Source organism: Enterococcus sp. FDAARGOS_553, from assembly GCF_003812305.1.
GTDB classification, from domain to species: domain Bacteria; phylum Bacillota; class Bacilli; order Lactobacillales; family Enterococcaceae; genus Enterococcus_D; species Enterococcus_D gallinarum.
In genome coordinates this window covers 963,120-975,277 of record NZ_CP033740.1, presented here as the reverse complement: position 1 = coordinate 975,277, position 12,158 = coordinate 963,120, and the positions used below count along the sequence as shown (strand labels likewise).

General features: G+C 36.5%; 13 protein-coding genes. 7 read left to right on the top strand and 6 right to left on the bottom strand.

Going from position 1 to position 12,158, the window contains the following annotated elements; all coding sequences use genetic code 11:
- Positions 1 to 25: 25 nt before the first annotated feature.
- Both argH and EGX73_RS05075 read right to left on the bottom strand, forming a co-directional pair.
- Positions 26 to 1,405 carry an argininosuccinate lyase gene (gene argH, locus EGX73_RS05080; protein WP_041120323.1) on the bottom strand — a complete coding sequence of 460 codons (1,380 nt, stop codon included), beginning with the start codon at positions 1,403 to 1,405 and terminating at the stop codon, positions 26 to 28.
- Between the two features lie 59 nt (positions 1,406 to 1,464).
- Positions 1,465 to 2,679: an argininosuccinate synthase gene (locus EGX73_RS05075; RefSeq protein ID WP_003128896.1), complete on the bottom strand. Its 1,215-nt coding sequence runs from the start codon at positions 2,677 to 2,679 to the stop codon at positions 1,465 to 1,467.
- A gap of 399 nt (positions 2,680 to 3,078) precedes the next feature.
- On the opposite strand from EGX73_RS05075, the gene rplM reads away from it, so the two are divergent.
- Together rplM and rpsI are read left to right on the top strand one after the other, a co-directional pair.
- The gene (gene rplM, locus EGX73_RS05070) at positions 3,079 to 3,525 is read left to right on the top strand and encodes a 50S ribosomal protein L13 (RefSeq protein ID WP_301337271.1); all 447 of its coding nucleotides are present in this window, start codon (positions 3,079 to 3,081) and stop codon (positions 3,523 to 3,525) included.
- Between the two features lie 15 nt (positions 3,526 to 3,540).
- Complete coding sequence (gene rpsI / locus EGX73_RS05065; protein WP_003128901.1) at positions 3,541 to 3,933, top strand: 30S ribosomal protein S9; 393 nt, start codon at positions 3,541 to 3,543, stop codon at positions 3,931 to 3,933.
- A gap of 22 nt (positions 3,934 to 3,955) precedes the next feature.
- Here the strand turns inward: rpsI and xerC are convergent, their stop codons facing one another.
- The 4 genes from xerC to EGX73_RS05045 all read right to left on the bottom strand — a co-directional run bounded on the left by xerC (position 3,956) and on the right by EGX73_RS05045 (position 7,032).
- Positions 3,956 to 5,251: a tyrosine recombinase XerC gene (gene xerC, locus EGX73_RS05060; RefSeq protein ID WP_021150770.1), complete on the bottom strand. Its 1,296-nt coding sequence runs from the start codon at positions 5,249 to 5,251 to the stop codon at positions 3,956 to 3,958.
- A gap of 65 nt (positions 5,252 to 5,316) precedes the next feature.
- Positions 5,317 to 5,592 (bottom strand): AlpA family transcriptional regulator, encoded by a 276-nt coding sequence (locus tag EGX73_RS05055; protein WP_021150769.1) that lies wholly within the window; start codon positions 5,590 to 5,592, stop codon positions 5,317 to 5,319.
- Positions 5,593 to 5,631: 39 nt separating this feature from the next.
- Positions 5,632 to 6,477 carry a Rep protein gene (locus EGX73_RS05050; protein WP_104674391.1) on the bottom strand — a complete coding sequence of 282 codons (846 nt, stop codon included), beginning with the start codon at positions 6,475 to 6,477 and terminating at the stop codon, positions 5,632 to 5,634.
- Between the two features lie 204 nt (positions 6,478 to 6,681).
- The gene (locus tag EGX73_RS05045; RefSeq protein ID WP_021150766.1) at positions 6,682 to 7,032 is read right to left on the bottom strand and encodes a hypothetical protein; all 351 of its coding nucleotides are present in this window, start codon (positions 7,030 to 7,032) and stop codon (positions 6,682 to 6,684) included.
- A gap of 182 nt (positions 7,033 to 7,214) precedes the next feature.
- Here EGX73_RS05045 and EGX73_RS05040 point away from each other — a divergent pair, with 182 nt between their 5' ends.
- From EGX73_RS05040 to EGX73_RS05025, 5 genes are all read left to right on the top strand, one after another.
- Positions 7,215 to 8,087, top strand: a complete 873-nt coding sequence (locus tag EGX73_RS05040) for a helix-turn-helix domain-containing protein (RefSeq protein WP_021150765.1) — start codon at positions 7,215 to 7,217, stop codon at positions 8,085 to 8,087.
- A gap of 276 nt (positions 8,088 to 8,363) precedes the next feature.
- Positions 8,364 to 9,563 (top strand): SIR2 family protein, encoded by a 1,200-nt coding sequence (locus tag EGX73_RS05035; RefSeq protein WP_104674390.1) that lies wholly within the window; start codon positions 8,364 to 8,366, stop codon positions 9,561 to 9,563.
- Entirely contained in the window at positions 9,560 to 10,408 is an 849-nt protein-coding gene (locus EGX73_RS16195) for a DUF87 domain-containing protein (RefSeq protein WP_253764200.1), read from the top strand. Before EGX73_RS05035 ends, EGX73_RS16195 begins: the two co-directional genes overlap by 4 nt.
- Positions 10,409 to 10,543: 135 nt before the next feature.
- On the top strand, positions 10,544 to 11,476 hold the full coding sequence (locus EGX73_RS16190) for an ATP-binding protein (protein WP_253764199.1): 933 nt from the start codon (positions 10,544 to 10,546) through the stop codon (positions 11,474 to 11,476).
- Between the two features lie 102 nt (positions 11,477 to 11,578).
- Positions 11,579 to 12,046: a hypothetical protein gene (locus EGX73_RS05025; RefSeq protein ID WP_104674388.1), complete on the top strand. Its 468-nt coding sequence runs from the start codon at positions 11,579 to 11,581 to the stop codon at positions 12,044 to 12,046.
- The last annotated feature ends 112 nt before the right edge of the window (positions 12,047 to 12,158 follow it).

Sequence of the window (12,158 nt, the reverse complement as noted above, 5' to 3'; positions counted from 1 at the left end):
AGCTAGTTCTTCTGCAGCCTTTTTTTTATGCCAATGCCAAGGATTGCTTGGCGGCTTCGATCTGTTGTTTGACTTGGTCAAATCCGGTACCGCCGTAAGAATGCCGGTTCTTGACTGCCGTATAAGAGTCCAGTTTATCGTAAATGTCAGCTTCGATCACTGGCTGGACTGCTTGATACTCTTCTAGTGGGATATCCTGTAGATAAATGCCTTTACTGAGGCACTCACTCACCAATTTACCAACGATTTCATGGGCTTGTCGGAAAGGAATTCCTTTACCTGCTAAATAATCCGCCAGTTCAGTGGCATTGGAAAAGTCTTTTTCTGTCGAACGTTTCATTCGCTCATGGTTGACTTGCATCGTTTGGATCATTCCGGTCATGATCTGCAAGCTTTTCACAATGGTTTCGGTGGTATCGAACATGCCTTCTTTGTCTTCTTGGAAATCTTTGTTATAAGCCAAAGGCAGACCTTTCATGACCGTCAATAAACTAAAAAGGTTGCCATAGACACGTCCTGTTTTGCCGCGGATCAATTCCGCCATGTCAGGATTCTTTTTTTGCGGCATGATTGAACTACCTGTAGAGAAAGTATCCGTCAATTCCACGAATTGAAACTCATGACTGCACCAAAGAATCAACTCTTCACAAAAACGAGAAAGATGCATCATCAAAATCGCGGCATTACTCAAAAATTCCAGAATAAAATCACGGTCACTAACGGCATCCAGACTATTGCTGTAAATCGAGCCAAAACCTAATGCTTCCGCACTATAGGCACGGTCGATAGGGAATGTGGTGCCAGCCAATGCAGCACTGCCTAAAGGCATGATATCGATCCGAGTGAGACTTTCTGTAAACCGTTCTTGATCGCGGGTCAACATGCTGTAATAGGCTAACAAGTGATGGGCAAAAGAAATCGGCTGTGCATGCTGCAGGTGAGTATAGCCGGGCATGATCGTGTAGATATTGCTTTCAGCTTGCTCCACTAGTACGTGACGGAACGCCGCAATCAAGTCGATGACTTCCTTTACCACATCCTTCAAGTACAAGTGCATATCCGTCGCAACTTGATCATTCCGACTCCGGGCCGTATGCAATTTGCCAGCGACGGGTCCAATTTCTTCATGTAAAAAGGTCTCGATATTCAAATGAATATCTTCGTTCTCAATCGAAAAGGTCAGTTCACCATCCGCTAATTTTTCTTGGATCGCTAACAAGCCTTGAATGATTTTGTTGCCATCTGCTTCATCAATGATCCCCGTGTGGATCAGCATTTTGACGTGAGCCAAACTGCCTTGGATGTCCTGTTTTGCCAATAATTGATCGAAAGGAATCGACGCTCCAAAGGCATCGATCCATGCTTCATTTTTGCCGTCGAAACGACCGCCCCATAATTTTGCCATTTTGCTCACCTCGAAAGAAACTTGACTTCACCCTCAAAAGGAAAAAGTCACCTTATTGACTAAATCAGTGTTTCTGTTAATTGCTGTTGTGCCTGAATCTCTGCGTGGACCTTGCTAGGCAGTCCCCATAATTTGATGAATCCGATCGCCGCGTGTTGATCGAAGGTATCGGCAGACGTATAAGTCGCCAAGTTTTCATCGTAAAGACTGTTCTCTGACTTACGTCCTTCACAGATGACATTGCCTTTGAACAATTTCAAACGTACGATCCCATTGACATAGACTTGTGTGTTTTTTAGAAAAGCGATCAAGGCATCGGTTAAGGGATTGAACCAGAGGCCATCATAAATTACTTGGGCCAGTTGCTGCTCGATGATTGGTTTGAAATGGGCCAGCTCGCGAACAAAAACCAAATCCTCTAATTCTTTATGAGCTGTCATTAGAGCCATCGCTCCCGGACATTCGTAGACTTCACGAGATTTGATTCCCACTAAACGGTTTTCGATGTGGTCGATCCGACCAATACCATGTTCGCCGGCTAGACGATTCATTTTCATAATCAATTCGGCCAGATTCAGTGTTTCGCCATCCAATGCGGTAGGAATCCCTTGATCAAAAGTAATCTCAACGATCGTCGGTACATCAGGAGTATCTTCCAATTCTTGCGTAATGGCATAAGCGCCTCTAGGGGGAGTCGCCCATGGATCTTCTAAGACCCCGCATTCGCAAGCCCGGCCCCAAAGATTTTGATCGATCGAATAAGGGTTATCCAAATCGGCAGGAATCGGCACCCCTTTTTCAGCGGCATAGGCAATCTCTTCTTCCCGGGACCATTTCCATTCCCGAACCGGAGCAATGACTTTCAAGTGAGGGGCTAATGCGGCAATCGCGACCTCGAACCGGACTTGGTCATTTCCTTTACCGGTACAGCCGTGAGCAACGGTAGTCGCTCCTGTAGCGATAGCTAATTCCACCAACTTCTTAGCAATCAATGGACGAGAAAGGGCAGAGACCAGCGGATAGGAGTTCTCATAGAAGGTATTCCCTTGTAAGGCAATCAATGCAAAGTCTTGGGCAAACTCTTCTCGGGCATCAATCGCATAGGATTCGATGGCACCCACATCGAGTGCTTTGTCTTTGATTGATTGTGTATCACGGCCTTCGCCAATATCCAGACAGCACGCCACCACATCATATCCTTGATCTGTCAGCCATTTAATGGAAACAGACGTATCAAGTCCACCAGAATACGCTAAAATTACTTTTTCTTTCATAATGATTAACTCCCATCCTTAAGTTCAAGTAAGATGAAGCTATCGTAACAGAATAAAAATAAGAAATCAAGAGAAAAAGTAAATATTTATACAATGAATTCTTCTTGTGTTTAGCAAGGATATAGATACAGATTGATATAATAATAAAAACCAGAGATACTTATTGCAGGAAGTATACAAATTATGCGTAAAATGTGTATAAAAGTGCAGGCTGTTTGGTCAGAATAACAACTGAAAGTTTTCGGAAAAGAATTGAAGGGAAATTTCAAAAAAACTGCGAAACACGTTGACATGTGGCGCTTAAGACGGTATTATGTTATATGGTATTGTTTGCCCCACGAGAGCCCCGGAAACTCAAGTGTATGTCAAACATTCGTGAAATTGAATTGGAGGAAAAAAATCGTGCGTACAACATATATGGCCAAACCAGGCGAAGTAGAACGTAAATGGTACGTAGTAGATGCAACGGATGTTCCTATGGGACGTCTTTCAGCAGTTGTGGCATCTATCTTACGTGGTAAAAATAAACCAACATTCACACCTCATGTGGATACAGGTGATTTCGTAATCGTCATTAATGCAGAAAAAATCAAATTAACAGGTAACAAAGCAAGCGATAAAATTTATTACCGTCACTCAAACTTCCCAGGCGGATTGAAATCAGTCTCTGCGGGAGAACTACGTGCTAAAAATTCTCGTCGTTTGATCGAAACTTCTGTTAAAGGCATGCTTCCTAAAAACACTTTAGGACGTAAACAAGGAATGAAACTTCATGTTTATGCTGGCGCTGAACACCCACATGCTGCACAACAACCAGAAGTATTGGACATCACAAACTTAATCTAATAGGAGGGAATTTCATTGGCACAAGCTCAATATATCGGCACAGGCCGTCGTAAAAATGCAGTAGCTCGCGTACGTTTAGTACCAGGTACTGGTAAAATTACTGTTAACAAAAAAGATGTTGAAGAATACATTCCACACGCTGACTTGCGTGAAGTAATCAACCAACCATTCGGCGTTACAGAAACTAAAGGATCATATGATGTTTTTGTAAACGTAAATGGTGGTGGATATGCTGGACAATCAGGTGCAATCCGTCACGGTATCGCACGTGCATTGCTACAAGTAGATCCTGATTTCCGTCTAGCTCTTAAACGCGCTGGTTTACTTACTCGGGACGCACGTATGGTCGAACGTAAGAAACCAGGTCTTAAGAAAGCTCGTAAAGCTTCACAATTCTCAAAACGTTAAAAACAGCTTCATATCAGTACTTTCAGGCGTTTCGCAATTCATTTTGCGAAGCGTCTTTTTTTGAGTTGACACCATTGTTGACACCATTCCGGTCTGACTCTTTTTGAGACAATTTACGATAGGCAATTTCACCAATAGGCATTTGAATCACATTTGGTGTATTTACATAAGTTCTTGTGATGTTGGTATCGCTGTGAGTCAATGCTTCAGAAATCTGTTCTAGAGCGATACCAGCTTGTTTGGCTAAAGTTGCCCCAGTATGCCGTAACTTGTGTGGAGTCGCATGGGTAAGGTGTTTATGTCGTCGCTCAATGGATTTCATACGGTAGTTCAAATAATCTGTATGAAGCCTTTGATTGATATTTCCTTTATCATCAAAGAAGGTAAAGAGTAGCTGTTCTTCGGTTTGTTCGATTTCAAATTGAGATAGTTCTTCTTTTTGTTGGACTTTCCACTGTTGAAGTAATTGCTTTAGTTCATTTGGAATATGGAAAATTGTCGTTTTATTCCCTTTGGTGCTTTTTTCATTGCCGAATTTATCTAAGGCTTTGCCAATCGTAATCTGGGAAGTAGTGAAATTCACGTTCTTCCATTTGATGGCGTAAGTTTCTGATTTACGATCAGATAAAAAGAAGGTAGTTAGAAATAATACATAGTCCTGTAAAGTCAGTCGCCCACTTTCATAATCGTTTTGGACGGCAGTTAGCCATTCTTGAAGTTGTTCAAAGGAGAGGTATAAATCTTCTTCTTTTTTAGCTTCTTGCAATTGGTTTTTCTTAGTAGCATTAATCCGTTTAAGAGATTTTTCTAGTTTATTCCGTTCAATGTATTCAAGCTCTTCCGCCCAATCGAAAATAGAATTAACGTAGCTACGTAGTATTTTGAAGTTTGCGTATTCGGCAGCCTTTTGAGTCATGATTTTTAAAACAAAGGCTTTGTTTTGATTCAGATAGTTCAATGTGTATTTCCCAAACATTGGTAAGATGTGAAGTCGAAAAATATCTTTTGTATTCGCGATTGTGACGGGAGTAGGAGACTTTGTGTTTCGAGAAGTTAAGCCAGCTGTATAAGCATCAATCCAGATATCTTCATAGAAATCTTTGAACAGTGCTTCGCCACCTAGTTCAAAAGCGTTCTTTTCTTTGTTTTCCCGTAGCTCTTTAATCTTGGCATAAAAATCAATTTCTGCTGCTTTTGCCTCCTTTCTAGTTTTAAAAGTTTTGGAATAAAGTTTGTTTACACCTATCATCTCTTGGATATCTTGTGGATAGTAAAGCCGTAAACGGTAAGTTTCATTTTCTGTTTTGCTAATTGCCATAGTATTTCCCTCCGAGTTTGCGAGCCGAAATCAAATACTATATATGGAGTATAACGATGTCGGAATTATTTTGCTAGGCTTGCTAGCCATTGATCAATGGCAATACGGTCAAATCTATTTGATCTGTGGATTTGAATGAAGGGCAAGCCATCTTTAATCCAGCCATCTAACGTATTATTGGAAACTTGTAGATAGTTACAAGTTTGCTTTTTATTCATATAGCGGTGTTGCAGGTTTTCCTGTGTCTTAATTTTTTCGATTTCAGTTGTGATTAAATCAGATAGTTGAGTAGAAATGATGCCCATCTGGTCATCACTGAGTAAAATTTTCATTTCGGTCATATTCTCACTTCCTTTGAATTTTGCGTAGGGAATAATGAATTATTTTTTTATCTTGGTATAACGAACAATGCTTTCTTGAAAATCCATCACTTGTTCTGGATTCCCATCTTCATTAACAGCACTGTAAAAAATCGGACGCCTTACGAGATACTCATTGGTATATAGCACGTCTTGGTTGGTGGTATCAAAAGGTTGCTCCACCAGTTGTTTTGTGACACTGGGCACTTTGAGGTTACGGGATTTGAAGAACGCTTTTTTCTTGTGATCTTTCATATCCAAATTCTTATCGAAGTATTTGCTGATGTAGCGCCCACGATTTTCGATACTATCCACATCAATCTTGTTGATTTTGACAAATCCATGTCCCCAGATGGTGGTAAGGCGATTCACGGAGATAAAAGGGAAGCCGAATAAGATAATGTGGTAATGGATCGCGCCTCGTTCTTGTTTTTCCCACGTGGCTAGGTATTTTAGATGTGCTTTTTTTGTGTGATAGAGTTCGTAGTTTAGTCGTTTGATAAATTTTTTGAATTCATTATTCGCATAGGCAATGTCTTGAATATTTTCTTTGAAAGTGAGGGTTAAAAATTTTGTCTGATTGTCAAAGTTTGTATCTACGAGTCGGGCAATTTCAAAACGCATATTTTGATAGTATTTTTGTTTTCGTTTTAAGCTGTCGTATTGCCCTTGAGCAGATAGGTCATCATAGTTTTTTCTTTTATCAGTAGTCGTATTTTCTTCTTCATAAAGCCAGGCTAATTCCTTTTTTCGTTTTGGATTGGTTTCATTTTTGTCTGCTTTTTGTTTAGGAGTAATTATCGCTTCATAATCATAAATTTCAAGGTACGTGGGAGTTTCAATGATTTTCTGATTATAAGCTTTCAAAAATCATCACTCCTTGATGTGTATTCAGTTGTCAAAGAACCATCATTTTTCGCCTGATGTTGTTCTATAAATCAAGTTAAGGGGAAGTCCTGCAAAGCAGTCCTTCCAGCCTATGTGTTCATTGGGCGGTTTTAACGGACAGAAGCGGCTCTATGGCGCTGCCTCGCCGTTTCGTCCTAACCACCCAACAAACCCATAGGAAAATTAGTTTTGCGCAGTGGGGCCTTGTTTTTTCGGAATCAAAGTTGCCGCATCTGCCGTGGCCGATAAGCCATAACTGGCGAATTGACCGTTGGAGCGCCCCCAAGGTGTAATTACTAAATTGGTAAATGTAACCATGGCTAAACCTTGTTGGGTAAGCTCTTCCGGAGTGATTATAGGCTTTTCAGATTTGACTTTGACACTGATTTTTTCGTAGCGGAGTTTTGGTAGGATACATTCATAACTCCAACCTAAAATTTCTCCGTCTTTTTGCCAGCGAGTGACGTTGACGACTTGGTATTCTTTTTCGAGTTTTTCTTTTGGTAAGGTGAGATCATTGATTTTAATTGGCATAATAGCCCTCCTTTTTTTGATATACGATAATTTATACGGTTGGTTTAAAAAAATATAGACGGCCGTCTATGATTTGTATTTTATACGTTTGTTTATACGAAGTCAAGAGATTTAGCAAAAAATATATACGAAATTTTATACGAGTGATATAATAGGGAAAAATGACAAGGAGGAAGTAATCTATGTTTGGCTTATTACAACCCGATAAAGTGAAGGTAGGACAACGAATCAAAGAAATCAAAGAGAGTATGAATTTGTCTTTTACAGAGTTGGGCAATCGCTTGGGGATAAAGAAACCAACAATCAGCTCGTATGTTCAAGGCTATGCGTTAGCCCCTGAAAGTGTCATTAACCAATTATCTAGTATTAGTGGGAAACCGGTAGGCTGGTTTTACTTTGGTGACATTGAAGAGTATATTGCGGACTACTTGCAGTTAAAAGGGCAGAACAGGATTGTGCTAGAACATCCAGAAGTTGTGAAAGCGATCAAAGAAGAGTTTTACACTGGGGAGTTTAAGAATCCGGCATGGGAAAATGAAATTGGTTATCCATGTGAGGAGTTTATGGATGATTATTTCTATGAGTTGCAGCAAGACGTAATCAAAGAAGAAATTCAAAAATTGACAGCCAATGAGATTGATCGTTTACCATTTTCCAGTGAATTATCTGATGCGAAAAAAGATGAAGCAATCATCATTATTATGAGTGATATCATCGAATACATGGATGTAGCCGGTGAATTTAATTATGAAAAAAAAGATGATATGATTAATCTGGTTAAGCAGGAAGTCGATAAGTACGATTTTTTTGCAGACAGTAATTTTGAAGATCGGTATTTAGTAGGAAAACTAATAAATATCTTAGCAGATCAACAAAAAACTGTCGAACTTATCAATCGATTGTCCGAAGAACTGACGAAGAAATCTTTTTCCGGAAGATTTGGTGGGGAAGAATTGATAGAAGCATTTGAAACGTTACGTCCGGCACTAATCAGAATTTATAGTAAAGTTACTACGGATGAAATGGAGGATTGGTTTAGAGAGGATATTCGTTAACATATAGATGACTTTTCTAATAAAAAGAACTATATTTAAAAAAATACGACAATGGAAGTAAACCTGAAATATGCATAAACAGTATACTGAGTGAGAGTCCATTTCAGCCTTATTTTTAATATAAAAAAAAGTTTTTTTCGATAATCGCTAAAAAAGATTGGATTGAGACTTTTCGAGAGAGATGTTTACTTTGCTAAGGCTTCATTCAAAAAAGTCTAAGAAAATTTTTATGGGTTTATGATTGTTTAAGAAATAAATCAAAAATGGGGGAAAAACGTGGAGGATAGATATAGTAATTTTTTAGATGAGATTAATGGAAAAAATATTAGCTTTTTGATTGGATCTGGTGCATCGGCTGGGATAGTCCCAACGTTGTGGATTGACTCATTCTCAAAGTCTTTCGAAGAATTGTTGACTTCAACAGAATATGATGATAATCAAAAAATAGTGCTTTATTATATATGGTTCAATCTTTGGATTAAAAAAACGCAAATATTGGAAATAAAAAGCGAACCTAAAGAAGTTTTTGAAAATTATGAAAATTTTATTTCTAATTTAATTACTATATCTAATCATGAAGGGTTTGACAAACCAAAAAGAATAAATATTTTTACTACGAATTATGATTCTTTATTTGAGGTTTCATTTGATAAGTTGGCTTCAAAAAATAGACTTACATTTTTCAACGATGGTAGTAGAGGATTTATAAAAAAATATGTCTCTTCAGAAAATTTTTATATCACTGCTTCACACTCAGGTATTAGTGATGGCTTCCAAAGGAGTATTCCAACTATTAACTTAATCAAATTACATGGATCGGTAACCTGGAAAAAAAATAATGAAAAGATTGAAATGAGCTTGGAAAATAAAATTTTTGAAGAGCTTGTTGAACGGACTGAAACAATCAATGAATTGATTTTGGGAAAGAAGGAAGAGGATTATCCAATTTGGGAATCTTCTGTTTTAAATGAAGCCATTGATTTTTTTGATAATAAAAATATCGAACAATCCATTTTTGATATTAATCTTACAGAAGAGACATTAAGAAATTATATTAATCAAATTTACTCTATTGTTGAAGAAGAGCTAAATGACTTTAAGAAGTGTTATGACTCGTTACCCATAGTAAGCCCAACGAAGAAGAAATTTTCCGAAACTGTATTTGAACAACATTACTATCAGATGTTGAGGATGTTAAGCTTTGAGTTGGAAAAAAAAGATAGTATTTTAATTGTCTTTGGTTTTTCTTTTGCAGATGAACATATATTGGAAATAGTTAGAAGATCTATGGTAAATCCTTTTTTAAAAATATATGTTATTGCATACAATGAACAATCAAAAAAATTGATAGAAGAAGCTTTGGGAAAGGGAACCCAAGTTGAATTTATACCAAAGTTTAATGAGGAAGCAGATGGTGGTTGTGTAAATGGGGACTTTAGTTTTTTAAATAATTTGTTAGGTGGTAGAAATGGATGAATGAGTCAAACGATAATTCTTCCCTAAACTTTGTGGTTGGTGCAGTTCGTGAGATTAGAGGTACTTCCGTACTGATAAGACTCTTCGAAAATACAAGTCAATTAGTGCATTTCTTTCATGGAGAAAAATATTCAGGCATAATCATAGGATCATATCTGGGAATTATTCGTGGGCAATACACAATTGTTGGTAAAGTGGAAAAGGAATACGCTTATGATCAAATGAAAGATTCTACTGTACAAGAGTTTCGAAAAGACCGGTTTGTTAGAGAAATTGAAGTGAAAATAATTGGTAGTTTCAAGAGAAATGAATATAAATCAGGTATGGTTGCTTTTCCACAGATATTTAATGACGTCATTTTATTGTCAGATAGTCAAAAAGGAAAAATTATTGGCGGATATGAAAGCTGCACTGATTCGAAGGACTTGATGATTCCGCGAATAAGTATAGGAAAAGTATGGCCTGATGGAATTAGATTTAATTTGAAATGGTATCGACTTTTTAATAATCATCTAGCTATTTTTGGGAATACAGGAAGCGGGAAATCGAACACTTTAGCCAAACTATATCACGAATTATTTAAACTGGATTTTGAAAATCAATTGTTGGATTTTGGAAAATCAAAATTCGTACTGTTGGATTTTAATGGTGAATATACAGGTGAGAAAACAATAACTGATAGTAAAAAAGTATATAATTTGACTACTAATAGAATTAAAGATAGTGGAGATAAAGAAATTGACTATTTAAATATTCCCGAAGAAAGATTTTGGGATAAGGATATGTTATCTGTTCTTTTTGGAGCAACTGAACAAACTCAACAGCCTTTTTTGAGTAGGGTTTAAAACTATTATTTTGAAGAAGAAGGAAGCTTTCAAGATAGCTTACCTCGATATATTGCTGAAGCTTTCTCTAATGTTTATATTGTCTCGAATAATAATAGTTTGGATCTCTTTAAGCAAGTTATAAAATTACTAGAGTTGAAAAATGAAGATGTTTCGGACTGGATTGACAATACATTATATAATAATACTAATGAAAATTTTTATTCAAAACAACCTTTAGATGGCTGGAACTGCCAGGGAAAATATTCTTACTGGAACCCAGATGAAGATTTATTACGTGAAGAAAAGCAAAAAGTTTTATCAAAGCTAAATGGACGAACTTTTAATGTAGATAATCCAATGAAAAATTTACAAATTGCTTCATATTTAAAAATGATATTTGAATTAAGACAGCATACAGTTCAGTACGATCATATAGCACCTTTACTTCATAGAATTGAATCCCGTGTAAATGATTTTTCCAAGGTATTTAAAATAGTAGGTGGTGACAAAGAAATATTTAATGATACCATCAACGTGGTATCATTCAAAAACGTTAACCAAGACATGAAGATGTTAATACCCATGGTTATAGCAAAAATGACTTATGAAATGAATCGTGAACAAAATAGCGATCGAGATAGAATTTTTAACTTGATTATTGATGAAGCTCATAACATCCTTTCAGAAACATCTAGCAGAGAGTCGGAGAAGTGGAAAGATTATAGGTTAGAAGTATTTGAAGAAATAATCAAAGAAGGAAGAAAATTTGGATATTACTTAACTGTTTCTAGTCAGCGACCGGCTGATATTTCTGCAACGATTGTCTCTCAAGTTCATAATTATTTTATTCATCGGTTAGTTAACGATAATGATCTACGACTTCTAGATAGAACAATGTCCTCGCTAGATAGTGTCTCAAAAGAAAGTATTCCCAATTTAGCCCCAGGACAAGTGATATTAACAGGTGTGCTATTTGATCTTCCAATAATTGTACAGGTTGATCAATTGAAAAAGGAAGAAGCTCCAAATAGCGAAAATACACCTTTATTGGATATTTGGAACTTGAAAAGTAGTAAGTTCAATTGAAGATCTTACAAGTTCATTCAATCAAATTTATAAATAGCAATGAGAAATAAAAAATATGTAAAGTAATCTTTGAGTTACTTTATAGTACGGAGGTGAATACTAATGATAAAGAGTAAGAGTATATGGGAAACGTATATAGATAATTTTCTTAGCAATGATGTAACCATTACTGATATTACAAATTTTTTAAAAAATATATATAACATCAAATTAGAAAAATATGAAATAAATGTTCAGCCTCGCACACATTGGAAAACTAAACTAGAAAAAGAAATAAAAGACAAAAAAAATATTGTATATATTAACTGTTATGAGATCAAGAATTATGGAAGTAAGCCACTTATTTGTGGAGTTACTAAAACTGGAAAATATGGTACAGTAGATTTTGATTTTAATAAAAATGCCAACAAAGATACACAAAATTATTCAATTACAGGGAGAGCCTTTTTAAATGATAAGGGTTTTGATTATGATAAACATGCAATTTATTTGTTCGGATGTCAGGATAAGCAAGAAGCATATCTATTAGAGCGTGAAATACAGCAACGCTTTCATTTGTTCGGGAGCTAATTATCAAATATGGAATTTTGTTCGAAATTTTTAATATACTCTGTATAGAGGTTTATTAAACAATTAAATCTTATTAGAAATTTCTTAGTAAGGAATTATTTTATTTCCACTC